A 24,350-nucleotide genomic window follows, 5' to 3' on the forward strand; every position below is an offset into this window, starting at 1 on the left:
GCGAGTAAATATCTTCCCCCCTCCCGACGGGAGAGGGAGTTAACATGTGGCGGGATTGTACCGCCTCCCGGCGGGAAGTGTTATATCTCGCGTCAAGCCTTTGGCGGTTCGGTACGGGCAAAGCTCTCGCGCTGACAAAGCGTTTCCGTGAGCTTCACCAGCAGCGGACGGTTGACGCACCATCCCGGGGAAACGTGGCGGAAGTTGAGATAACCCATGGCGCAGACGATGGCAATGGTTGCCAGATCCACGCTATCGATCTGAATTTTCCCTTCTCGGAGGAGCTGCTCGCACCGGTCCAGGCTGCGGCTGATTTTTTCCCGCTGGCGCAGCAGCTCCGTTTCCGACTGCTGGGCGACAGGTCGCGCCAGCTCCCGAACCGAGGTTAACGCCGCATCCATGATGCCATCTGCGAGCGCTTCTATTTGCTTCATGGCCAGCGCCGCTTTTGGATCGGCTGGCAGCATGGCTGGCGCAACGCCGAGTTGTTCGACGTATTCCGCAATAATCGGCGAATCAAACCAGCATTCCCCCTCATCGGTCACCAGCGCAGGGACTTTACCCAACGGATTGTACTGGGCAACGCCATTGTCGGCGCTGTAGGGCTGTTCATTGACGAATTCAAATTCAATCCCTTTCTCCAGCAGGAGAATCGAGATTTTACGCACGAAGGGACTGGTGTAGCTGCCGATGAGTTTCATTGCCTGATCCTGGATGCTCACAAAGAGGTCAGTATGGATCAAGCAGCGAAAAAAGGCAGGTATGCATATCGCATTCCTGCCTTGGGGGAGATTAGTGATCGAGGTAGAGGTAGTGCATCCAGCTGGTCATACGTAACAGGACCTTACGCATCACCGAGACGTGGGCGAAGTGGTCGGAATAGACCGCCACCTGGGCATAGATACCGTCAGGCAGCGCATCAACGTCCGCGTTTGGCTCCAGTTCGATGAGCGCCTGCACGCCATCGGTGCCCGGCACGACCGTCAGCGCCTGCAGCGCGCCCTGCGCCTGATACGTACCTCCCGGCACCACCGGCAGGACGCTGGTCAGTTTACCGGTGAACACCTGGCCCGGAAGCGCATTGAACACCACTTCCGCTTCGTCGCCCGGTTTTAAACGCAGTAACGAGTTCTGACGGAATTGCGCCACGATTTGACGTTTCTGTTCCGGGATGAAAACCATCACCGGACGCAGCGGCAGCGCGGCGGCATAGGTACCCGGACGGATCAGCACCTGAGTGATGTAACCATTGCTTGGCGCACGCACCACGGTCTGATCGAGGTTATAGGTGGCTTCTGCCAGTTGGGCACGAAGAGAAGCAATCTGCGACTGTTCGCCATTCACCATGCTGTCCAACTGGCTTTGAATCTGCGTTTGTTCGGCAACAGAGCCTTTCACCATCGCATCCTGGGCCAGGTAATTCTGACGCGCGTTGTCGATGTCGCTTTCAGAGAACGGATTCACCTTCGCCTGGCTGCCTTTCAGGTAGCGCTGATAATCTTTAAACAGACGGTCACGTTCAGCGGACACGCGTGTCGTATTAGCGACCGCTTCCGACAGCTGAGCTTTCAGATTGTCGATATTGTGCGTAGCGGTCACCAGATCAGCCTTCAGCCTGTCGACGCGCGCCTGATAGCGGCCCGGATCCAGTTTAAATAACACTTCGCCTTTTTTAATAAGCTGGTTATTTTTATCGGTCACTTCCGTGACTATTCCCGTCACCTGCGGGGTGATCGGAATGGAAATAACCGCTTTTTGCGCCGTAAAGGTATACGGGTGGTTATAGTTCATTAATAAGATAAGGCCCGCGACAATAAAAACCCCACCTAGCGTTGCGGTGGCGAGCGTCCATTGGTTGACCGGAATACGAAATATTTTAAAGATGGCCCATGCAAAGGCCACATAGGTCAGAATAATTAACAAATCCATGATCAGCGCTCCAGCGTATTTTTATCGGCAGCGGGTTGCACTGCGGCCAGTTTTTGCTCGAGTTCGGCTACGCGTTGGGTCAGGGCATCCATACCCGGCACCTCATCCGGTTTTGAGATATGGTTCTGCATACCCCAGCCGCGATCTTCCCGATACAGCGTGGCCCATATCCACAGAAACGGCCAAATGGCATGGAGCGTAAACAGGCTTATCCACCCCGCCGTATGGATAGCATCGGCATGGGGATGGTTACGTTTTTTAGCCATATTATAAGGGATGTCATGAATAGCGATGATTCCGTAAAACAGAACCAGGAACACAAAAATCAATACACCCAGCGCAAAATAGTTGAGAAACATATTCTCCTCACTTAAACAACGTCAACTCATTAAATTAATAAAACAGTGCGCAGCCTAATTAATTTATTTTTAAACACCAAAACAACACTTGTTATTTCAAAGCCGGGGAGTATCGGTTTTTATAATATCTCCATGCAAGTTTATAAGCGTGTCAAAATATATCCTGAATAATAATATACTTAACCTTACATTATGAGCGTAATCTACCTTGTCCCTTTTCGCCATACCACATCATAAAAGTGGTTTTTTAGCTTTCCGTGTTGCTTGCTTTCATTCTGGCGTTGAACGGAAAAGCAAAGTTTGCCAAGGATCACACGCAGATAAATCCGCATAAAAATATTTTGTGAATGACGTCACATCTCAGAAACAAACCCGCCACCACCAAATGTGATGCTAATCACAAAAAAGGGGTGATTTTGCTGCTTTTCTACACGTTGTATTTATTTTGCACACTGATTTTGTGATGAAGATCACTTCATTATTCGCCCCACCCCCTACATTTACGTGACTGAGATCACACAAATTTTCGCTGTCTGGACAGTTGAACGATTCAGTGCCAGATTTCACAGCATCAGAACAGGGCCCGGCTACCTCTGCCGCCGCACATTAACGATAAACCTCGGGCCGCAAGCCTAAGCGTAAACATAAGAAGGGGTGTTTTATGTCATCCGATTTCAAGATCAAAGTTCAAAGCTTTGGTCGTTTCCTCAGCAACATGGTGATGCCAAACATCGGCGCGTTTATCGCGTGGGGTATCATCACTGCATTGTTCATTCCGACAGGGTGGTTGCCTAACGAAACGCTGGCGAAGCTTGTTGGTCCAATGATTACCTATCTGCTGCCGCTGCTCATCGGTTTCACCGGTGGTCGTCTGGTCGGCGGTGACCGTGGTGGCGTAGTGGGCGCGATCACAACCATGGGTGTTATCGTCGGTGCGGATATGCCGATGTTCCTCGGCGCCATGATTGCCGGTCCTCTGGGCGGCTGGGCGATTAAGAAATTCGACGTCTGGGTTGATGGCAAGATCAAATCCGGCTTCGAAATGCTGGTGAACAACTTCTCTGCGGGCATCATCGGGATGATCCTCGCGATTCTGGCGTTCATGGGCATTGGCCCTGCGGTTGAAGTGCTGTCCAAAATTCTGGCAGCAGGCGTTAACTTCATGGTTGCGCACGACATGCTGCCGCTGGCGTCTATCTTTGTTGAACCGGCGAAAATCCTGTTCCTCAACAACGCCATCAACCACGGTATCTTCTCACCGCTGGGTATTCAGCAGTCCCATGACCTCGGCAAGTCCATCTTCTTCCTGATTGAAGCGAACCCGGGTCCGGGTATGGGCGTTCTGCTGGCGTACATGTTCTTTGGCCGCGGCAGCGCTAAGCAGTCTGCGGGCGGCGCGGCTATCATCCACTTCCTGGGTGGTATCCATGAAATTTACTTCCCGTACGTGCTGATGAACCCACGTCTGATCCTGGCCGTTATCCTCGGCGGTATGACCGGTGTGTTCACCCTGAGCGTGCTGGGCGGTGGTCTGGTTTCTCCAGCGTCTCCTGGCTCTATCCTGGCGGTGCTGGCAATGACGCCGAAAGGGGCTTACTTCGCTAACATCGCGGCGATCTGTGCGGCGATGGCGGTCTCCTTCGTGGTGGCGTCTATCCTGCTGAAAACCAGCAAAGTGAAAGAAGACGACGATATCGAAGCGGCAACCCGTCGTATGCACGACATGAAAGCTGAGTCCAAAGGCGCAACCCCGCTGGCGGCTGGCGATGTCTCAAACGATCTGAGCCACGTGCGTAAAATCATCGTTGCCTGTGACGCCGGTATGGGCTCCAGCGCAATGGGTGCAGGCGTGCTGCGTAAGAAAGTACAGGATGCGGGTCTGACCAATATCTCTGTGACCAACAGCGCGATTAACAGCCTGCCGCCGGACGTTGACCTGGTGATCACGCACCGCGATCTGACCGAACGCGCCATGCGTCAGGTGCCTCAGGCGCAGCACATTTCGCTGACTAACTTCCTCGACAGCGGCCTGTATACCAGCCTGACAGAGCGTCTGGTTGCGGCCCAGCGTCACGAAGATAACGAAGTCAAAGTGCGCAGTAGCCTGCAGGACAGCTTCGACGAGAGCAACGCCCACCTGTTTAAACTGGGCGCGGAGAATATCTTCCTCGGTCGTACCGCAGCCACCAAAGAAGAAGCGATTCGCTTTGCCGGTGAACAGCTGGTGAAAGGGGGTTACGTTCAGCCTGAATACGTTGACGCAATGCTGGAACGCGAAAAACTGACCCCAACCTACCTGGGCGAATCCATCGCGGTGCCGCACGGTACGGTTGAAGCGAAAGACCGCGTGCTGAAAACGGGCGTGGTGTTCTGTCAGTATCCTGACGGCGTGCGCTTCGGTGAAGAAGAAGACGACATCGCCCGTCTGGTGATTGGTATCGCCGCTCGCAACAACGAGCACATTCAGGTGATCACCAGCCTGACCAACGCGCTGGATGACGAAACGGTTATTGAGCGTCTGACCAACACTACCAGCGTTGAAGAAGTGCTTGCACTGCTCAACAAATAGCAGCGACTCTACCCTCTCCCCCCGGGGAGAGGGCTAGGGTGAGGGGGAAAACGTTCCTCACCCCAGCCCTCTCGGGTAAAAACATTGATGAAGGTTAATACTATGAAAGCATTACATTTTGGCGCAGGTAACATTGGCCGTGGTTTTATCGGCAAACTGCTGGCAGACGCGGGCATTACGCTGACGTTTGCCGATGTGAATCAGGTGGTCCTGGATGCCCTGAATGCCCGTCATAGCTATCAGGTCCACGTAGTGGGTGAAAACGAGCAGGTTGAAACTGTGTCGGGCGTGAATGCAGTAAGCAGCATTGGCGACGACGTTATCGACCTGATTGCCAGCGTTGATCTGGTCACCACGGCGGTAGGTCCGGTGGTGCTTGAGCGCATCGCCCCGGCAGTGGCAAAAGGTCTGGCGAAGCGTAAAGCACAGGGCAACGACGCTCCGCTGAACATCATCGCCTGCGAAAACATGGTGCGCGGCACCACGCAGCTGAAAGGCCACGTTCTGGCGGCTGTCGCTGACGAAGACAAAGCCTGGGTTGAAGCGCACGTCGGCTTTGTCGACTCCGCCGTTGACCGTATCGTACCGCCATCAGAATCTGCAACCAACGACCCGCTGGAAGTGACCGTTGAAACCTTCAGCGAGTGGATCGTCGATAAAACCCAGTTTAAAGGCACACTGCCCACCATCCCGGGGATGGAATTAACTGATAACCTGATGGCATTTGTCGAACGTAAACTCTTCACGCTGAACACGGGTCATGCTATAACCGCGTACCTCGGAAAATTGGCCGGTCATCAGACCATTCGTGACGCGATCCTTGATGAGAAGATCCGCGCGGTGGTTAAAGGGGCAATGGAAGAGAGCGGCGCGGTGCTGATCAAACGCTACGGTTTTGATGCTGACAAACACGCAGCATACATCCAGAAAATCCTCGGTCGTTTTGAAAACCCGTATCTGAAAGATGACGTTGAGCGCGTGGGTCGTCAGCCGCTGCGTAAATTGAGCGCGGGCGATCGCCTGATTAAGCCGCTGCTGGGCACGCTGGAATACGGCCTGCCGCACGCCAACCTGGTGAAAGGGATTGCGGCCGCAATGCACTACCGCAGCGAGCAGGATCCGCAGGCGATTGAGCTGGCTCAGCTGATTGACGACAACGGCGCGCAAGCTGCGCTGGCGCAGATTTCCGGTCTGGACGCCAACAGCGACGTGGTGGCGGAGGCGGTAAGCGCATATAACGCAACCAAATGATACAGAGTCCGGCGCAGGTTAGCCTGCGCCCGAATAACAGATTGTCAGATATGCAGGCAATAATGGAACAAACCCAGGCCTTTGAAAACCGTGTGCTTGAGCGTCTGAATGCTGGCAAAACCGTACGAAGTTTCCTGATTGCCGCCGTCGAACTGTTAACTGAGGCGGTCAATATCCTGGTGCTTCAGGTGTTTCGCAAAGACGACTACGCGGTAAAATATGCTGTAGAACCGTTACTGGACGGAGACGGACCGCTGGGCGATCTTTCAGTGCGTCTGAAGCTGATTTATGGCCTTGGCGTGCTAAGCAGGCCAGAGTATGAAGACGCTGAACTGCTGATGGCGTTACGCGAAGAGTTAAATCATGACGGTAATGAGTACACCTTTACTGATGATGAAATTCTTGGGCCTTTCGGCGAATTACACTGCGTCACCGCATTGCCCCCTGCGCCCCATTTTGATAACAGCGACCCTGAGCTATACGCGATGCAAAAGCTGCGTTATCAACAGGTTGTCCGTTCCACCATGGTCCTTTCCCTGACTGAGCTGATTTCCCGAATCAGCTTAAAAAAAGCGTTTCAGAAGTAAGCCTGCGCACATTGGTGTATCCTTCCTGTAAATTCCCCCGATTTAGAGTCATTTGTCATGAAAGAAGTCGAAAAGAACGAAATTAAACGCTTGAGCGACCGTCTGGATCTGATCCGTCACCAGATGGCTGGCCTCTCCCTGGTAGAGTCCGCCGAGAAGTACGCCGAGCTGGAGAAAGAAGCCGCCACGCTGGAAACAGAAATTGAGCGCCTGCGCGAAGTGAAAGGCCAGAAGCTGAGCAAAGAAGCGCAGAAGCTGATGAACATGCCGCACCGCCGTGCGATCACTAAAAAAGAGCAGGCCGACATGGGCAAGCTGAAAAAAAGCGTCCGTGGTCTGGTGGTGGTACACCCGATGACTGAGCTTGGCCGCGAGATGGGCCTGAAAGAGATGACGGGTTTTTGTAAGACCGCGTTCTGATTTCATGCCGGGTGGCGCTGCGCTTACCCGGCCTACTCTTTTCCCCTTCGCGTGAATTGGTCCAACCAATAGCGCAATCAATCCTCCCCCGGTTCACAATTCCATTAATTCCGCTCACAAACCCATTGCCTGACCATAACATTTGGTTAACCATTCATTGTCATTAACCCTACAACACAACATTGGCAGGACCACTTTTACACATTCTGTGACGCAGAGATGAGCGGAGACTCACCCGCAGCGCTAATTGTGTGGTCCCCAGGAGACCTGCATGAGCCTCTGGCAACAAAACTACGATCCGGCCGGAAACATCTGGCTGTCGAGCTTGATCGCATCGCTTCCGATCCTGTTCTTCTTCTTTGCGCTGATTAAGCTCAAGCTGAAGGGCTACCTCGCCGCGACCTATACCGTTGCTATCGCCCTGATGGTGGCGCTGTTCTTCTACAAAATGCCGGTCGATCGCGCGCTGGCCTCCGTCGTCTACGGCTTCTTCTACGGACTGTGGCCGATTGCGTGGATCATCATCGCCGCCGTCTTTGTCTACAAAATCTCGGTAAAAACCGGACAGTTCGACATTATCCGCTCATCGATTCTCTCCATCACGCCTGACCAGCGCCTGCAGATGCTGATTGTCGGCTTCTCCTTCGGGGCGTTTCTGGAAGGGGCGGCAGGATTCGGCGCGCCGGTGGCGATCACCGCCGCGCTGCTGGTCGGGCTGGGCTTTAACCCGCTGTATGCCGCTGGCCTGTGCCTGATTGTGAACACCGCGCCGGTTGCGTTTGGCGCGATGGGTATTCCGATTCTGGTGGCGGGCCAGGTGACCGGACTGGACAGCTTCGAGATTGGCCAGATGGTTGGCCGTCAGCTGCCGTTCCTGACCATCATCGTGCTGTTCTGGATCATGGCGATTATGGACGGCTGGCGCGGCGTGAAGGAGACCTGGCCGGCGGTGATGGTGGCGGGTGGTTCGTTCGCGATTGCCCAGTATCTCAGCTCCAACTTCCTCGGCCCTGAACTGCCGGACATTATCTCTTCCCTGGTGTCGCTGGTCTGTCTGACGCTGTTCCTGAAACGCTGGCAGCCGGTGCGCATCTTCCGCTTTGCGGACATGGGCGCCTCGCACGTGGATCAGACGCTGGCCCGCACCGGCTATACCGCCGGGCAGATTGTACGCGCGTGGTCACCGTTCCTGTTCCTGACCGCCACCGTAACACTGTGGAGCATTCCACCGTTTAAAGCGCTGTTCGCGCCGGGCGGCGCGCTGTACGACATGGTGATTAACATCTCCGTGCCGTTCCTCGACAAGATGGTCGCGCGTATGCCGCCGGTGGTGCACGACGCCACGCCGTATGCGGCAGTGTTTAAGTTTGACTGGTTCTCTGCCACCGGCACGGCCATCCTGTTTGCGGCACTTCTTTCCGTGGTGTGGCTGCGCATGAAGCCTGCCGCCGCGGTACAGACCTTTGCGGCGACGATTAAAGAGCTAATGCTGCCGATCTACTCCATCGGCATGGTGCTGGCCTTCGCGTTTATCTCAAACTACTCCGGCCTGTCGTCGACGCTGGCGTTAGCGCTGGCGCACACCGGACACGCGTTTACCTTCTTCTCGCCGTTCCTCGGCTGGCTTGGGGTGTTCCTGACCGGTTCCGATACCTCGTCAAACGCCCTGTTTGCCGCCTTACAGGCAACGGCCGCGCAGCAGATTGGCGTGTCGGATGTCCTGCTGGTCGCCGCAAACACCACCGGCGGCGTGACCGGGAAAATGATCTCCCCGCAGTCCATCGCCATTGCCTGTGCCGCGGTGGGACTGGTGGGTAAAGAGTCGGATCTGTTCCGCTTTACCGTTAAACACAGCCTGATATTTACCTGCATGGTGGGCGTTATTACCACGCTGCAGGCCTATGTCTTAACCTGGATGATTCCATGATAGTGATGCCCAGACGCCTGTCCGACGAGATTGCCACTCGCGTGCGGGCGCTGATTGAAGAACAACATCTGGAAGCGGGCATGAAATTGCCCGCCGAACGCCAGCTTGCCGCCCAGCTTGGCGTGTCGCGCAATTCACTGCGCGAGGCGCTGGCGACGCTGGTTAACGAAGGGGTGCTGTTGAGCCGTCGCGGCGGCGGCACTTTCGTGCGCTGGCAGCATGACGACTGGTCCGAGCAAAATATCGTCCAGCCACTGAAAACGCTGATGGAAAACGACCCGGACTACAGCTTCGACATCCTTGAAGCGCGTCATGCCATCGAAACCAGCACGGCCTGGCACGCGGCCATGCGGGCAACCGAGGCCGACAAAGAGAAGCTCAAAGCCTGTTTTGAGGCCACGCAAAGCAGCGACCCTGACATCGCCTCCCAGGCGGACGTGCGTTTTCACCTGGCGATTGCCGAGGCGTCGCACAACGTCGTTCTGCTGCAGACCATGCGCGGGTTCTTCGACCTGCTGCAATCCTCCGTAAAGCAGAGCCGCCAGCGCATGTATCTGGTCCCGCCGGTTTTTGCTCAGCTAACAGAACAGCACGAGGCGGTGCTCAACGCCATTCTGGCGGGCGATGCCGAGGCCGCGCGCAAGGCGATGATGGCGCATCTCGGCTTCGTGCACACCACCATTAAACGATTCGATGAAGATCAGGCCCGACAGGCGCGTATTACCCGTCTGCCTGGCGACAGTGATATTTCCAGGGAGAACAAAGCATGATTATTTCAGCAGCCAGTGACTATCGCGCCGCGGCGCAGCGCATTTTGCCGCCGTTCCTGTTCCACTACATCGACGGCGGGGCGTATGCCGAATACACCCTGCGCCGCAACGTGGAAGATCTCTCAGAAGTGGCCCTGCGCCAGCGCGTGCTGAAGAATATGTCTGACCTGAGCCTTGAGACGAAGCTGTTCAACGAAACGCTCTCCATGCCGGTGGCACTCGCGCCCGTAGGCCTGTGCGGTATGTACGCCCGCCGTGGCGAAGTACAGGCCGCCGCTGCGGCGGATGCCAAAGGCATTCCGTTTACCCTTTCCACCGTGTCCGTCTGCCCGATAGAAGAGGTCGCCCCGACCATCAAGCGCCCGATGTGGTTCCAGCTGTACGTCCTGCGGGATCGCGGCTTTATGCGCAACGCGCTGGAGCGCGCCAAAGCGGCGGGCTGCTCCACGCTGGTCTTTACCGTGGATATGCCAACACCGGGCGCGCGCTACCGCGATGCCCACTCCGGTATGAGCGGCCCGAATGCTGCGTTGCGCCGCTACTGGCAGGCAGTGACCCACCCGCAGTGGGCGTGGGACGTGGGTCTGAACGGACGTCCGCACGATCTGGGCAATATCTCGACCTATCTCGGCAAACCTACCGGGCTGGAAGATTACATCGGCTGGCTGGCAAATAACTTCGATCCGTCCATCTCGTGGAAAGACCTGGAGTGGATCCGCGAATTCTGGGACGGTCCGATGGTGATCAAAGGGATCCTCGACCCGGAAGATGCCCGCGACGCGGTACGCTTTGGCGCAGACGGGATCGTGGTCTCGAACCACGGTGGACGCCAGCTCGACGGCGTGCTCTCTTCTGCCCGCGCGCTGCCTGCAATCGCAGATGCAGTGAAAGGGGATATCGCGATTCTGGCCGACAGCGGCATTCGTAACGGGCTGGACGTGGTGCGCATGATTGCGCTGGGCGCAGACAGCGTGCTGCTGGGTCGTGCGTACCTGTACGCGCTGGCCACCAGCGGTCAGGCGGGCGTGGCGAACCTGCTGAACCTGATCGAGAAAGAGATGAAGGTGGCGATGACGCTGACCGGTGCGAAGACGATTAGCGAAATCAGCCGGGATTCGCTGGTGCAGGAGTTGAGTAAACTGCCTGCAGCGCTGGCACCGCTGTCGCACGGCGACGCTGCTTAAGAAGTTGTGCGGTCTTTAGTCCTCTCCCCAAAGGGGAGAGGGGATGCTATTCTGCCCCCGCAATTAAGGGGGCAGCATGCTTAACATCGTTTTATTCGAACCAGAAATTCCACCCAATACCGGCAACATCATCCGACTGTGCGCCAACACCGGTTTTCGCCTGCATATCATTGAGCCGATGGGCTTCACGTGGGACGACAAGCGCCTGCGTCGTGCTGGGCTGGATTACCATGAATTTACTGCCGTCGTTCGCCATCGCGATTACGCCACGTTTCTGGAAGCCGAAAAACCGCAGCGCATGTTCGCCCTGACCACCAAAGGCACGCCAGCGCACAGCGCCGTGAGCTATCAGGACGGGGATTATCTGATGTTTGGCCCGGAAACACGCGGCCTGCCCGCCACCATTCTTGATGCCTTGCCAGCCGAACAAAAAATTCGTATTCCGATGATGCCGGACAGCCGCAGCATGAATCTGTCAAATGCGGTGTCGGTGGTGGTGTATGAGGCGTGGCGCCAGCTGGGATACCCCGGCGCAGTACTGCGTAGCTGAAACAGTTCGGGTGGCTTTCGCCACCCGATTAATTACGCTTAGCCTGCTACCGCGATACGCTTCATATCGGTCATGTAGCCACGCAGTTTGTGACCGACTTTCTCGATCTGGTGACTGCGAATCGCTTCGTTCACATCGCGCAGCTGCGCGTTGTCAACCGCACCTTCCGCAATCGCTTTGCCCAGATCGCCCGTCTGCAGAGTGGTCATAAACTCTTTCAGCAGCGGTACACAGGCGTATGAGAACAGGTAGTTACCGTATTCTGCGGTATCAGAGATAACCACGTTCATTTCGTACAGACGCTTACGGGCGATGGTGTTCGCAATCAGCGGCAGCTCGTGCAGTGATTCATAGTACGCAGACTCTTCGATGATGCCGGAGTCCACCATGGTTTCGAACGCCAGCTCAACGCCTGCTTTCACCATCGCGATCATCAGTACGCCTTTATCGAAGTACTCCTGCTCGCTGATTTTGCCGTCGAACTGGGCAGCGTTTTCAAACGCGGTTTTACCGGTCTCTTCACGCCAGGTCAGCAGGTTTTTATCGTCGTTCGCCCAGTCCGCCATCATGCCGGAAGAGAATTCGCCGGAGATGATGTCGTCCATATGTTTCTGGAACAGCGGTGCCATGATGGTTTTCAGCTGTTCAGACAGCGCGTAAGCACGCAGTTTTGCCGGGTTGGACAGACGGTCCATCATCAGCGTAATACCGCCCTGCTTCAGCGCTTCGGTGATGGTTTCCCAGCCGAACTGAATCAGTTTTTCCGCGTATGACGGGTCGGTACCTTCTTCCACCAGCTTGTCGAAGCACAGCAGAGAACCGGCCTGCAGCATGCCGCACAGAATGGTCTGCTCGCCCATCAGGTCAGATTTCACTTCGGCAACGAAGGAGGATTCCAGAACGCCCGCACGGTGGCCGCCGGTCGCCGCTGCCCATGCTTTGGCAATCGCCATGCCTTCGCCTTTTGGATCGTTTTCCGGGTGAACCGCGATCAGGGTCGGCACGCCGAAGCCACGTTTGTACTCTTCGCGTACTTCCGTACCCGGGCACTTCGGTGCCACCATCACTACGGTGATGTCTTTACGGATCTGCTCACCCACTTCAACGATGTTGAAGCCGTGGGAGTAACCCAGCGCGGCGCCATCTTTCATCAGCGGCTGTACGGAACGCACAACGTCTGAGTGCTGCTTGTCTGGCGTCAGGTTAACCACCAGATCCGCCTGCGGGATCAGCTCTTCGTAGGTACCCACTTTAAAGCCGTTTTCGGTCGCTTTACGCCAGGACGCGCGCTTCTCAGCAATCGCTTCTTTACGCAGGGCGTAGGAGATATCCAGACCGGAGTCACGCATGTTCAGACCCTGGTTCAGACCCTGTGCGCCACAGCCGACGATGACCACTTTTTTACCCTGAAGGTAGCTCGCGCCATCGGCAAATTCATCGCGCGCCATGAAGCGGCATTTGCCCAGCTGCGCCAGCTGCTGGCGCAAGTTCAGTGTATTAAAGTAGTTAGCCATGGGTGATACCTCGTGATGTTGTGTGTCTTATTGTTCGGTTCGCGTTTCAGCGAGAATGTACCCACATTACAACAGGAAATTTATTGCGGAAATTGATATATTCACAACGTCATGTTGCAATTTTTGCAATGTAAAAAGAGGGAGTGGAATCGGTGGATTTACGCGATCTGAAAATGTTCCTGCACCTGGCGGAAAGCCGTCACTTTGGCCGCAGCGCCCGGGCGATGCACGTCAGCCCCTCCACGCTTTCGCGCCAGATCCAGCGCCTTGAGGAAGACCTCGGCCAGCCGCTGTTCGTGCGCGACAACCGCACCGTCACGCTGACGGAAGCGGGTGAAGAACTGCGCGTCTTTGCCCAGCAGACCTTGTTGCAGTACCAGCAGCTGCGACACACCATCGATCAGCAGGGGCCGTCGCTCTCCGGCGAGCTGCATATTTTCTGCTCCGTGACCGCCGCCTATAGCCATCTGCCGCCCATTCTGGACCGCTTCCGCGCGGCGCATCCGTCGGTTGAAATTAAGCTCACGACCGGCGACGCCTCCGACGCAATGGAAAAAGTGGTGACGGGCGAAGCGGATCTCGCCATTGCCGGGAAACCTGAAACCCTGCCGGGCGCGGTGGCATTCTCAATGCTGGAGAATCTGGCGGTGGTGCTGATTGCCCCGGCGCTGCCCTGCCCGGTGCGTAACCAGGTATCGGTGGAAAAACCGGACTGGTCCACGGTGCCGTTTATCATGGCCGATCAGGGTCCGGTGCGCCGCCGCATTGAGCTGTGGTTCCGTCGTCAGAAGATCAGCAACCCGTCGATTTACGCCACGGTCAGCGGCCATGAGGCGATGGTGTCGATGGTGGCGCTGGGCTGCGGCGTGGCGCTGCTGCCGGAAGTGGTGCTGGACAACAGCCCGGAGCCGGTGCGCAATCGCGTGATGATTCTGGAGCGCAGCGACGAGAAAACGCCGTTTGAGCTCGGCGTGTGCGCACAAAAAAAGCGGCTGCATGAGCCGCTTATTGATGCGTTTTGGAAGATTTTGCCCAACCATTAAAGCCGGGTGGCGCTGCGCTTACCCGGCCTACACGCAGCTCAACCCTTAGCCCGCGAGGAAGAAGCGGAAGGCCGGGTTATGGGTTTCGTCGTGACACTCGTAGCCCAGCTCGTTCAGCCGCGTTTCGAAATCCGGCTCGTGCTCGCCCAGTTCGAACGCTGCCAGCACTCGGCCGTAGTCGGTGCCGTGGCTGCGGTAGTGGAACAGGGAAATGTTCCAGTGCGTGCCCAGCGTGTGCAGGAACTTGAGCAATGCGCCCGGTGATTCCGGGAACTCGAAGCTGAACAGACGTTCCCTGAGCGGCTTCGATGGACGCCCGCCGACCATGTAGCGCACGTGCAGCTTCGCCATTTCGTCGTCAGAGAGATCGACCACGCTGTAGCCGCCCTCATGCAGCAGGCTGAGGATCTCTTTGCGCTCCTCAACGCCGCGGCTCAGACGCACGCCGACAAAAATACAGGCGTCTTTGGCATCGGCAAAACGGTAGTTAAACTCCGTCACCGAACGACCACCCAGCAGCTGACAGAACTTCAGGAAGCTGCCCTTCTCTTCCGGAATGGTCACCGCCAGCAGCGCTTCCCGCTGTTCGCCCAGCTCGCAGCGCTCGGAAACGTAGCGCAGACCGTGGAAGTTCACGTTTGCACCAGACAGCACGTGCGCCAGCCGCTCGCCGCGAATATTGTGCTGCGCGATGTATTTTTTCATCCCCGCCAGCGCCAGCGCGCCGGAAGGCTCCGCCACCGCGCGCACATCCTCGAACAGATCTTTCATCGCCGCGCAGATAGCATCGCTATCAACCGTGACGATATCGTCGAGATATTCCTGGCACAGGCGGAAGGTTTCATCCCCAATGCGCTTCACCGCCACGCCCTCGGCAAACAGCCCGACGCGCGGCAGGTCTACCGGATGGCCCGCATCCAACGCCGCCTTCAGGCAGGCTGAATCTTCCGCTTCAACGGCGATGACTTTGATCTGCGGCATCAGCTGTTTGATCAGCACCGCCACGCCTGCGGCTAACCCGCCGCCTCCAACCGGGACGAAGACGCGGTCAAGATGGGCATCCTGCTGCAGCAGTTCAAGCGCCAGCGTGCCCTGCCCGGCAATCACCATCGGGTGATCAAACGGCGGTACCCAGGTGAAACCCTGCTGCTGCGCCAGCTCGATCGCTTTGGCTTTTGCTTCGTCGAAGTTAGCCCCGTGGAGCAGCACTTCGCCACCGAAACCGCGGACCGCATCGACTTTGATGTCTGCGGTAGCGACCGGCATCACGATCAGCGCTTTCAGCCCTAAACGGGCAGACGAGAACGCCACGCCCTGAGCGTGGTTGCCCGCCGACGCGGTAATCACGCCGCGCGCTTTTTGCTCGTCAGTCAGCCCGGCCATCATCGCGTAAGCGCCGCGCAGCTTGAAGCTGTGCACCGGCTGGCGGTCTTCGCGCTTCACCAGAATGACGTTATCGAGGCGCGAAGAGAGTTTTTCCATTTTCTGCAGGGGCGTGACCTGCACGGCTTCATAGACCGGCGCCCGCAGCACCGCTCTCAGGTATTCCGCCCCCTCGGGGGCGGCGGATAAGGGTTGTGACTCGGCCATCATTAGCCCCCAAGTTTAGATTTATCGCGCACCGCGCCTTTATCTGCACTGGTGGCAAGGCTCGCGTAGGCGCGCAGGGCGAAGGAGACTTCACGCTGGCGGTCTTTCGGCGTCCAGGCTTTGTCGCCGCGGGCTTCCTGCGCTTCACGGCGGGCCGCAATTTCCTGGTCGCTCAGCTTGAGCTGAATGCCGCGATTCGGAATATCGATTTCGATCAGGTCGCCGTCTTCGATGATGGCGATGTTGCCACCGCTTGCCGCTTCCGGGGAAACGTGGCCGATAGAGAGGCCGGAGGTGCCGCCGGAGAAACGCCCGTCGGTGATCAGCGCGCAGGCTTTACCGAGTCCCATGGATTTCAGGAAGGTGGTTGGGTAGAGCATCTCCTGCATGCCCGGACCGCCCTTCGGCCCTTCGTAGCGAATGACAACCACGTCGCCTTCCACCACTTTGCCGCCGAGGATCGCGTCTACCGCTTCATCCTGGCTTTCGTACACTTTCGCCGGACCGGTGAATTTCAGGATGCTGTCATCCACGCCAGCGGTTTTCACGATGCAGCCGTTTTCCGCAAAGTTACCGTACAGCACGGCCAGACCGCCGTCTTTGCTGTAGGCGTGTTCCAGCGAGCGGATGCAGCCTTCGGCGCGGTCATCGTCCAGGGTATCCCAGCGACAGTCCTGCGAGAACGCCTGGGTGGTACGAATACCGGCAGGGCCGGCGCGGAACATCTTTTTCACCGCGTCGTCTTTGGTCAGCATGACGTCGTACTGGTCCAGCGACTCAGGCAGCGTCAGGCCGAGCACGTTTTTCACGTCACGGTTCAGCAGCCCGGCGCGATCCAGTTCTCCCAAAATACCGATTACGCCACCGGCACGGTGTACGTCCTCCATATGGTACTTCTGGGTACTCGGGGCAACCTTACACAGCTGCGGCACTTTGCGGGACAGCTTGTCGATGTCGCTCATGGTGAAGTCGATTTCGGCTTCCTGCGCGGCGGCCAGCAGGTGCAGAACGGTGTTGGTGGAGCCGCCCATGGCGATATCCAGCGTCATGGCGTTTTCGAACGCCGCTTTGCTGGCGATATTGCGCGGCAGCGCGCTGGCATCGTCCTGCTCGTAGTAGCGTTTGGTCAGCTCAACGATGCGCTTACCGGCATTGAGGAACAGCTGCTTACGGTCGGCGTGGGTCGCCAGCAGCGAGCCGTTGCCCGGCTGAGAAAGACCCAGCGCTTCGGTCAGGCAGTTCATGGAGTTCGCCGTGAACATCCCGGAACAGGAGCCGCAGGTCGGACACGCGGAGCGTTCCACCTGGTCACTCTGCTCGTCAGAGACTTTCGGGTCCGCGCCCTGGATCATCGCATCAACCAGGTCGAGCTTGATGATTTTGTCGGAGAGCTTGGTTTTCCCCGCTTCCATTGGACCACCGGAGACGAAGATCACAGGAATGTTCAGGCGCAGGGAGGCCATCAGCATCCCCGGGGTGATTTTGTCGCAGTTGGAGATGCAGACCATCGCATCGGCGCAGTGGGCATTAACCATGTACTCAACCGAGTCGGCGATCAGCTCGCGCGACGGCAGTGAATAGAGCATGCCCCCGTGACCCATCGCGATACCGTCATCCACCGCAATGGTGTTGAACTCTTTCGCCACGCCGCCGGAGGCTTCGATTTGCTCGGCAACCAGTTTGCCGAGATCGCGCAAGTGCACGTGGCCCGGTACGAACTGGGTGAAGGAGTTCACCACGGCGATAATCGGCTTGCCGAAATCGGCGTCGGTCATTCCGGTGGCGCGCCACAGTGCGCGGGCACCCGCCATATTACGGCCGTGGGTGGTGGTGGCTGAACGATACTTAGGCATGCTTTATTTACTCCCGTCTGACTATTTAATGGGACGGTGCGTGCCGTCCCAAATTTATACTTAGTGATTAACCTGATCCAACCAGCCGTATTTATCTTCCGTTTCGCCGGTGAAGAGGCCAAAGAACGCCTGCTGGATGCGTTTGGTGACCGGACCGCAGCGGCCTTCGCCCACCTGGATACCGTCTACGCTGCGCACCGGCGTGATTTCAGCCGCGGTACCGGACATGAACACTTCATCGGCCAGATACAGGGATTCGCGGGACAGCACCTGCTCACGCACTTCGATACCCAGATCTTTCGCCAGCTTGATGATGGCGTCACGGGTGATGCCCGGCAGCGCGGACGAGGTGAACGGCGGCGTGAACAGGATACCGTCTTTCACTTCAAACAGGTTTTCGCCCGCACCTTCTGAGATGTAGCCATTTACGTCCAGGGCGATACCTTCCTGATAGCCGTGGCGGCGCGCTTCGCTACCGACCAGCAGTGAAGAGAGGTAGTTGCCGCCTGCTTTCGCAGCGGTCGGGATGGTGTTTGGCGCAACGCGGTTCCAGGAAGAGACCATTGCGTCGATCCCCTGCTCCAGGGCTTCTGCACCCAGGTAAGCACCCCATGGGAACGCGGCAATGATCACATCGGTGTTGTAACCGGCCGGCGGGTTCACGCCCATGCCGACGTCGCCCACGAACACCAGCGGACGAATATAGGCGCTGGTCAGGTTGTTTTTACGGATCACGTCGCGACAGGCTTCCATCAGCTCGTCGACGCTTTGAGAAACCGGGAAACGATAAATTTTGGCTGAGTCATGCAGACGCTGCATGTGTTCGCGATGGCGGAACACCACTGGCCCTTTGTGAGAATCGTAGCAGCGGATGCCTTCAAACACGGAGGTACCGTAGTGCAGCGCGTGGGACATCACGTGGACCTTCGCGTCCTCCCAGCGAACCATCTCACCGTTGAACCAAATGTAATCAGCTTTTTTTGTCGTCATTTTTTCGTCCTGTCACGCTTAAGCGCGGATTTGTTGTGATGTGGTTGTGCTCTGGCAGATGGCAACATGGGCAACGTCTACCAGTTTTGATAATTGGCTAAACAGTAAGTCGACCGACCGCGGGCTGGCAACGGTTAATTCGATACTGATGTTCTGGGCGTCTGTGGCCGTTTCCATATTCATAGAGCAAATCTGAAAACCACGATGACGCACCACGCGCAAAACGCGCTCTAAGGTTTCCGGGTTGAAGCGAGCCTGTACGGCGACCTGATGCTGCATCATGATAATTTCTCCATCATTTGTGAGTTACTGGCACCAGGCGGTACCAACGGCCAGACGTTCTCGAGTTCGTCGATTGAGACATGAAGCAGGTAAGGCCCATCGCTGTTCAGCATGGTGTCGAGCGCCGCTTCAACCTGATCTTTACGGGTGATGTGCTGGCCAGGGATGCCAAAGGCGCTGGCCAGGGTGAGGAAATCGGGGTTATCGGTGAGAGTCGTTTCGCTGTAACGCTCCTGGAAAAACAGCTGCTGCCACTGGCGAACCATCCCTAAACGCTGGTTGTCGAGCAAGACGATTTTCAGCGGCAACTGCTTACGCTTAACGGTGCCCAACTCCTGAACGTTCATCATGAAGGAGCCGTCACCGGAGATACAGATAACGGTATCGTTCGGGCGGGCAACCTGCGCGCCAACGGCGGCTGGCAGACCGAAGCCCATTGTCCCTAACCCGCTGGAGGTGATGAAGTTTTCCGGGCGGGTGTAGGTCATGTGCTGCGCGGACCACATCTGGTGCTGGCCTACGTCGGTGGTGACGACGCTGTCAGCCGGTTTAAGGTCGGACAGCTGCTTCAACAGCAGCGGCGCGTAGATGGCCTCGCCGGGGTGGTCGTAACGCCAGGCGTGCTCGGCGCGCATGTCTGCGGTGTGCTGACGCCATGCGTTGATATCCAGCGGCTGCTGCAGTGCCGGTAACAGTGCATTGAGATCGCCCTGCAGCGCAACGTGCGCCTGACGCAGCTTGTTCATCTCCGCCGGGTCGATATCCATATGGATGACTTTGGCGTTCGGCGCAAAGGTATTCAGCTTGCCGGTGACGCGGTCATCAAAACGGGCCCCTACGGCGATGAGCAAGTCGCACTCCTGCACCGCCAGGTTTGCCGCTTTGGTGCCGTGCATCCCCAGCATGCCCAGATAGTATGGGTAGTCCGCGTCGACGGCCCCCAGGCCTTTCAACGTGCAGGTCGCTGGCATCTGCGTCGTTGCGATGAATTCGCGCAGGGCTGGAACGGCCTGCGCCATGCCGACGCCACCGCCGACGTACAGCATCGGCTGTTTCGCCTGCGCCAGCATCTGACGGGCCTCTTCAACTGCCGCATCCGGAAACGCATTATCGCTTTCAACGGTAGAGAAGTGGGGTTCCAGATCGCCAAGTGCCACCTGGATATCTTTCGGGATATCGACCAAAACCGGACCAGGACGACCAGAGCTTGCCACTTCGAACGCTTCTGCCATTACGCGCGGCAGCTCTTCCAGAGACTGGACGAGGAAGCTGTGTTTGGTGCAGGCCAACGATAAACCAAGGACGTCGACTTCCTGGAAAGCATCGGTACCGATGAACGGAGACGCTACCTGGCCGGTGATGGCGACAACGGGAACGGAATCCAGCAGGGCATCCGCCAGACCGGTGATTAAGTTAGTTGCGCCCGGGCCTGAAGTGGCAATACAGACACCGGTTTTGCCCGTGGCACGAGCGTAACCAATGGCTGCCATCGCTGCACCCTGCTCGTGTCGGCACAACAGGTGTTCCACGCCGCCGTCATACAGTGCATCGTAAATCGGCATAATTGCGCCACCCGGATAACCGAATACGGTTTCCACTCCCTGCGCGCGCAACGCATGTACAACCCATTGTGCCCCATTCATAGTTAGTTCCCCGTCATAAATCTGGAGAAACAGAATTTTGTGCTAGTCGTCATGCTCTGCTCCTCGTTTACGTTTTTTAGTCATAAAAAAACCCCCGGACCTTTCGGTGCGGGGGTCTTAGTTCGTTAAGGCTTGATTTCTAAGCCTTTCCTCGTCCAAGTGCAGCCCCGCACGGTGGGATAATAATCACCACCACGCTAATCACGACCAGGCTAATCACTCGTAGAAGGGCTGTCATTTTCGGTTCTTTCTGCATCTTGTTCGAAGGAATACCTAAAGAGTTATCACAGAATTCAAAACAAACACAAGATTTATTTATGGCTCATTTGATTAGCCAGCAAATCATATTTCTTAAAATCGTTGTTTTATATGAGGAAATTAGAAAATGAATATTTTTCATTTTTTTTGCTGCAGACCGCAGCGTCAAACGCGGTTTTTTACGTTCTGCGAGAAAGCTTCCATGATTATGAAATGATATGAATGCAGCATGAAAATACCTGAACAGGCGCCGTAAATTCACAAAATGACGCTAAAAAGACAACATGGACGCTGGCATAGTCACGCCAGGAGGTAGTGCAAATGTCACTGTCAGTTGTTTATACACGTGCGGCTCTCGGGGTGAAGGCACCGCTGATTTCCGTAGAGGTTCATTTGAGTAATGGGCTGCCCGGACTCACGTTGGTCGGACTACCTGAAACGACGGTTAAAGAGGCAAGGGATCGCGTTCGCAGTGCAATAATAAATAGCGGTTATACCTTCCCCGCAAAGAAGATCACCATCAACCTTGCCCCCGCCGATCTACCCAAAGAGGGGGGACGATACGATTTACCTATCGCGATTGCGCTTCTCGCGGCTTCTGAGCAGCTTAATACGACCAGGCTAGGCTCGTATGAGTTCGTGGGCGAACTCGCGCTCACAGGCGCGTTAAGAGGCGTTCCCGGTGCCATATCCGGAGCACTGGAGGCTATCCGTGCAGGGCGGCAAATCATTGTCGCCAATGAAAATGCATCAGAAGTGAGTCTTATCGCCGAGAAAGGGTGTCTCATTGCGGGGCATCTCCAGGAAGTGTGTGCCTGGCTTGAAGGGCGACATGAGCTATCCGAGCCGGAGGAGTGTGATGATGTCATAGCGGATGCTCCAGAGGATCTCAGCGAGATTATGGGACAGGAGCAAGGGAAACGGGCGCTGGAGATCACGGCGGCGGGTGGACACAATCTTCTGCTGATTGGCCCGCCGGGTACGGGTAAAACCATGCTGGCGAGCAGGTTGAGTGGGTTGCTCCCACCTCTCAATAACCATGAAGCACTGGAAAGCGCCGCCATATATAGCCTGATCGGTTCTACGTCGCTGCAAAAACAGTGGCGTCGACGTCCTTTTCGTTCCCCGCATCATAGCGCTTCACTGACGGCAATGGTCGGCGGTGGATCTATACCCGGGCCGGGTGAGATCTCACTGGCACACAATGGCATTCTGTTTCTCGATGAGCTGCCTGAATTTGAGCGCCGCGTGCTGGATGCACTGAGGGAGCCCATTGAATCCGGCGAGATACATATCTCACGCACGCGCGCCAAAATAAGCTATCCCGCCTGTTTTCAGCTCGTCGCGGCGATGAACCCCAGCCCGACGGGACACTACCAGGGGAATCATAACCGCTGTACGCCAGAGCAGACGCTGCGCTATCTGGGAAAACTGTCCGGCCCGTTCCTCGATCGTTTCGATTTATCACTGGAAATCCCGCTTCCACCGCCCGGCCTGCTCAGGCAGACGGGTATACAGAGTGAAAGCTCCGCAAATGTTCGAGAGCGTGTTATCGCGGCGCAAGCGCGACAGTATGCTCGTCAAAACAGACTGAATGCACGGTTGGATAATGCCGGGATCCGACAGTTTTGTTCGCTTAACACTGAAGATGCGGGATGGCTGGAGGAGACGTTGACGCGGTTTGGGCTGTCCATACGTGCGTGGCAGCGTCTGTTGAAAGTGGCCAGAACCATTGCAGACGTGGAGGGCTGTGCTGACATTGAAAGGAAACATTTGCAGGAAGCGCTGAGCTATCGCGCTATCGACCGTTTGCTGCTGCATCTGCAGAAGTTGCTGGCATAAAAAAGGGGCCGTAGCCCCTTCTCATCATCTTAGTCGTCAGACTCGGTGTAGTCTTCTGCACCTTCCATCTGCGGCTTACCGCCAGACAGCGTATGGAAGCGCTTTGGACGCTTAATGCGCGCCATATACTTGATCCATACACGTTCTGCTTCAGACTCCGGCTCACGCTCACCACGGCATACAGAAACAAACTGTTTTTCGTCTTCGGTAGCAGGTTCACGCTTACCAAGATCCAGCTCGTTAAAGGCATAACCATGGCGCTCAAGCAGTTGAGCTTCTTTGATGGTGAAATCGCCGTGACGAGAGAACCCGCGCGGATAATGTTTATTGTCGAAAAAACGATTAGTCGTCGTAAAGCTTTCCGCCATCCTACACGCTCCTAATTCTTTGGCCGAGCTATTTATGGCGCGGAGTATTAGTTACGCTTGACAGAGTGTAAAACAAAACATTTAAATCATAACGACAAATAATTTTGTGGAGAAAGATGTGGATACGGAATTGCTAAAAACTTTCCTTGAAGTGAGCAGAACGCGTCACTTCGGGCGAGCCGCTGAAGCCCTTTACCTGACGCAGTCAGCAGTCAGTTTTCGTATTCGACAGCTGGAAAATCAACTGGGTGTGAATCTTTTTACCCGCCATCGCAACAATATCCGTCTCACGCCAGCCGGTGAAAAACTGCTTCCGTATGCGGAGACACTGATGAATACCTGGCAAGCGGCGCGTAAAGAGGTTGCGCATACCTCAAGACACAATGAGTTCTCGATCGGGGCCAGCGCATCCCTGTGGGAATGCATGCTCAGTCAATGGTTAAGCCGGTTGTATCATTCACACGGGCATCTGCAATTTGAGGCCAGAATTGCGCAACGTCAGTCGCTGGTTAAGCAACTCCATGAGCGCCAACTGGATCTTCTTATCACGACCGAAGCCCCCAAGATGGACGAATTTAGCAGCCAGATCGTAGGTCAATTTGGCCTTGCACTTTATGCATCTGAGCCGTCAATGATGAAAGCCGATCTGAGTTATCTGCGCCTGGAATGGGGCCCTGATTTCCAGCAACATGAGGCAGGGTTGATTGCCAGCGATGATGTCCCGCAGTTAACAACAAGCTCTGCGGAGATTGCCTGCCAGCAGTTGCCTTCATTAAAGGGCTGCACCTGGCTACCTACTCGCTGGGCAGACAGCAGGCCGGGTCTGCATACCGTCGCAGATTCCACGACGCTTTCCAGACCGTTGTATGCGATTTGGCTGCAGAACAGCGATAAGCAGTCGCAGATTAAAGATCTGCTTAAAATCAACATCATGGACTAACGCAAAAAGCCTGCAGAGATGCAGGCTTCTTTATTAGCAGAGGTGTTTGTCGTTTTACAGGCAAAAAAAATCCTTTGCCGAAGCAAAGGATTCTATATGGCAGGGGCGGAGAGACTCGAACTCGCGACACCCGGTTTTGGAGACCGGTGCTCTACCAACTGAGCTACGCCCCTAAATTTTCTTACCATCAAGCCTGCCTAAAAGGCAGGCTTGATGTCTTAATAAGTGGCGGAACGGACGGGACTCGAACCCGCGACCCCCTGCGTGACAGGCAGGTATTCTAACCGACTGAACTACCGCTCCACCGAAGACTGCTTGTAACCACCGGATTAATGCACCGGCTTACTACTAAATTTGATGCCTGGCAGTTCCCTACTCTCACATGGGGAGACCCCACACTACCATCGGCGCTACGGCGTTTCACTTCTGAGTTCGGCATGGGGTCAGGTGGGACCACCGCGCTAAAGCCGCCAGGCAAATT

Annotated in this window: 23 protein-coding genes, 2 tRNA genes and 1 rRNA gene; 11 read left to right on the forward strand and 15 right to left on the reverse strand. The window is 56.3% G+C overall.

What is annotated here, in order from left to right:
* Positions 1-92: 92 nt before the first annotated feature.
* From K5E19_RS21490 to K5E19_RS21500, 3 genes are all read right to left on the reverse strand, one after another.
* Complete coding sequence (locus tag K5E19_RS21490; protein WP_221553004.1) at positions 93-701, reverse strand: glutathione S-transferase; 609 nt, start codon at positions 699-701, stop codon at positions 93-95.
* A gap of 91 nt (positions 702-792) precedes the next feature.
* Complete coding sequence (locus tag K5E19_RS21495) at positions 793-1,929, reverse strand: HlyD family secretion protein (protein WP_089599703.1); 1,137 nt, start codon at positions 1,927-1,929, stop codon at positions 793-795.
* Positions 1,930-1,931: 2 nt separating this feature from the next.
* The gene (locus tag K5E19_RS21500) at positions 1,932-2,288 is read right to left on the reverse strand and encodes a DUF3302 domain-containing protein (protein WP_010436687.1); all 357 of its coding nucleotides are present in this window, start codon (positions 2,286-2,288) and stop codon (positions 1,932-1,934) included.
* A 661-nt stretch (positions 2,289-2,949) separates the two neighbouring features.
* Between K5E19_RS21500 and K5E19_RS21505 the strand changes: the two genes are divergently transcribed.
* The 8 genes from K5E19_RS21505 to trmL all read left to right on the forward strand — a co-directional run bounded on the left by K5E19_RS21505 (position 2,950) and on the right by trmL (position 11,546).
* A complete protein-coding gene (locus K5E19_RS21505) occupies positions 2,950-4,857 on the forward strand; it encodes a PTS mannitol transporter subunit IICBA (RefSeq protein WP_221553005.1) in 1,908 nt (635 codons plus the stop codon).
* 102 nt (positions 4,858-4,959) lie between these two features.
* Positions 4,960-6,108, forward strand: coding sequence for a mannitol-1-phosphate 5-dehydrogenase (mtlD, locus tag K5E19_RS21510; protein ID WP_010436681.1), 1,149 nt, complete (start codon positions 4,960-4,962; stop codon positions 6,106-6,108).
* On the forward strand, positions 6,105-6,695 hold the full coding sequence (gene mtlR / locus K5E19_RS21515) for a mannitol operon repressor MtlR (RefSeq protein WP_010436680.1): 591 nt from the start codon (positions 6,105-6,107) through the stop codon (positions 6,693-6,695). The genes mtlD and mtlR overlap by 4 nt, the downstream gene beginning before the upstream one ends.
* A gap of 57 nt (positions 6,696-6,752) precedes the next feature.
* A complete protein-coding gene (locus K5E19_RS21520) occupies positions 6,753-7,115 on the forward strand; it encodes a YibL family ribosome-associated protein (protein ID WP_039261135.1) in 363 nt (120 codons plus the stop codon).
* Positions 7,116-7,386: 271 nt separating this feature from the next.
* Complete coding sequence (gene lldP / locus K5E19_RS21525; RefSeq protein WP_221553006.1) at positions 7,387-9,042, forward strand: L-lactate permease; 1,656 nt, start codon at positions 7,387-7,389, stop codon at positions 9,040-9,042.
* The gene (gene lldR, locus K5E19_RS21530) at positions 9,039-9,812 is read left to right on the forward strand and encodes a transcriptional regulator LldR (RefSeq protein WP_221553008.1); all 774 of its coding nucleotides are present in this window, start codon (positions 9,039-9,041) and stop codon (positions 9,810-9,812) included. Before lldP ends, lldR begins: the two co-directional genes overlap by 4 nt.
* Positions 9,809-10,996 (forward strand): FMN-dependent L-lactate dehydrogenase LldD, encoded by a 1,188-nt coding sequence (gene lldD, locus K5E19_RS21535; protein ID WP_126546162.1) that lies wholly within the window; start codon positions 9,809-9,811, stop codon positions 10,994-10,996. The genes lldR and lldD overlap by 4 nt, the downstream gene beginning before the upstream one ends.
* Positions 10,997-11,072: 76 nt before the next feature.
* Entirely contained in the window at positions 11,073-11,546 is a 474-nt protein-coding gene (gene trmL, locus K5E19_RS21540; RefSeq protein WP_221553010.1) for a tRNA (uridine(34)/cytosine(34)/5-carboxymethylaminomethyluridine(34)-2'-O)-methyltransferase TrmL, read from the forward strand.
* Positions 11,547-11,584: 38 nt separating this feature from the next.
* Here the strand turns inward: trmL and ilvC are convergent, their stop codons facing one another.
* Positions 11,585-13,060: a ketol-acid reductoisomerase gene (ilvC, locus tag K5E19_RS21545; protein WP_221553012.1), complete on the reverse strand. Its 1,476-nt coding sequence runs from the start codon at positions 13,058-13,060 to the stop codon at positions 11,585-11,587.
* 152 nt (positions 13,061-13,212) lie between these two features.
* On the opposite strand from ilvC, the gene ilvY reads away from it, so the two are divergent.
* Positions 13,213-14,103 (forward strand): HTH-type transcriptional activator IlvY, encoded by an 891-nt coding sequence (gene ilvY / locus K5E19_RS21550; protein ID WP_221553013.1) that lies wholly within the window; start codon positions 13,213-13,215, stop codon positions 14,101-14,103.
* Between the two features lie 45 nt (positions 14,104-14,148).
* Here the strand turns inward: ilvY and ilvA are convergent, their stop codons facing one another.
* The 7 genes from ilvA to ilvL all read right to left on the reverse strand — a co-directional run bounded on the left by ilvA (position 14,149) and on the right by ilvL (position 20,699).
* Positions 14,149-15,693: a threonine ammonia-lyase, biosynthetic gene (gene ilvA, locus K5E19_RS21555; protein ID WP_023315026.1), complete on the reverse strand. Its 1,545-nt coding sequence runs from the start codon at positions 15,691-15,693 to the stop codon at positions 14,149-14,151.
* Between the two features lie 2 nt (positions 15,694-15,695).
* Positions 15,696-17,546, reverse strand: a complete 1,851-nt coding sequence (gene ilvD / locus K5E19_RS21560; protein WP_047366694.1) for a dihydroxy-acid dehydratase — start codon at positions 17,544-17,546, stop codon at positions 15,696-15,698.
* A 60-nt stretch (positions 17,547-17,606) separates the two neighbouring features.
* Positions 17,607-18,536 (reverse strand): branched-chain-amino-acid transaminase, encoded by a 930-nt coding sequence (ilvE, locus tag K5E19_RS21565; RefSeq protein ID WP_023326297.1) that lies wholly within the window; start codon positions 18,534-18,536, stop codon positions 17,607-17,609.
* Positions 18,537-18,554: 18 nt separating this feature from the next.
* The gene (gene ilvM, locus K5E19_RS21570; RefSeq protein WP_006179206.1) at positions 18,555-18,818 is read right to left on the reverse strand and encodes an acetolactate synthase 2 small subunit; all 264 of its coding nucleotides are present in this window, start codon (positions 18,816-18,818) and stop codon (positions 18,555-18,557) included.
* Positions 18,815-20,461 carry an acetolactate synthase 2 catalytic subunit gene (ilvG, locus tag K5E19_RS21575; protein ID WP_221553014.1) on the reverse strand — a complete coding sequence of 549 codons (1,647 nt, stop codon included), beginning with the start codon at positions 20,459-20,461 and terminating at the stop codon, positions 18,815-18,817. Before ilvG ends, ilvM begins: the two co-directional genes overlap by 4 nt.
* A 2-nt stretch (positions 20,462-20,463) precedes the next feature.
* Positions 20,464-20,514: a peptide IlvX gene (gene ilvX / locus K5E19_RS21580; protein WP_166792073.1), complete on the reverse strand. Its 51-nt coding sequence runs from the start codon at positions 20,512-20,514 to the stop codon at positions 20,464-20,466.
* 86 nt (positions 20,515-20,600) lie between these two features.
* Entirely contained in the window at positions 20,601-20,699 is a 99-nt protein-coding gene (ilvL, locus tag K5E19_RS21585) for an ilv operon leader peptide (protein WP_001311244.1), read from the reverse strand.
* A 341-nt stretch (positions 20,700-21,040) separates the two neighbouring features.
* Here ilvL and K5E19_RS21590 point away from each other — a divergent pair, with 341 nt between their 5' ends.
* The gene (locus tag K5E19_RS21590) at positions 21,041-22,561 is read left to right on the forward strand and encodes a YifB family Mg chelatase-like AAA ATPase (RefSeq protein WP_221553016.1); all 1,521 of its coding nucleotides are present in this window, start codon (positions 21,041-21,043) and stop codon (positions 22,559-22,561) included.
* Between the two features lie 29 nt (positions 22,562-22,590).
* On the opposite strand, the gene K5E19_RS21595 is transcribed toward K5E19_RS21590, so the two are convergent.
* Complete coding sequence (locus K5E19_RS21595; RefSeq protein ID WP_023309658.1) at positions 22,591-22,929, reverse strand: DUF413 domain-containing protein; 339 nt, start codon at positions 22,927-22,929, stop codon at positions 22,591-22,593.
* A gap of 118 nt (positions 22,930-23,047) precedes the next feature.
* On the opposite strand from K5E19_RS21595, the gene hdfR reads away from it, so the two are divergent.
* Positions 23,048-23,869 carry an HTH-type transcriptional regulator HdfR gene (gene hdfR, locus K5E19_RS21600; protein WP_221553018.1) on the forward strand — a complete coding sequence of 274 codons (822 nt, stop codon included), beginning with the start codon at positions 23,048-23,050 and terminating at the stop codon, positions 23,867-23,869.
* A 97-nt stretch (positions 23,870-23,966) separates the two neighbouring features.
* Here hdfR and K5E19_RS21605 read toward each other — a convergent pair.
* The 3 genes from K5E19_RS21605 to rrf form a co-directional block, all read right to left on the reverse strand.
* A tRNA-Trp gene (locus K5E19_RS21605) sits at positions 23,967-24,042 on the reverse strand.
* Positions 24,043-24,095: 53 nt separating this feature from the next.
* Positions 24,096-24,172 (reverse strand) — tRNA-Asp (locus tag K5E19_RS21610).
* A 56-nt stretch (positions 24,173-24,228) separates the two neighbouring features.
* Positions 24,229-24,344: ribosomal RNA gene (gene rrf, locus K5E19_RS21615) — 5S ribosomal RNA — on the reverse strand.
* Positions 24,345-24,350 lie beyond the last annotated feature (6 nt).

The organism is Enterobacter sp. RIT637 (assembly GCF_019718755.1).
Taxonomy (GTDB): Bacteria; Pseudomonadota; Gammaproteobacteria; order Enterobacterales; family Enterobacteriaceae; genus Enterobacter.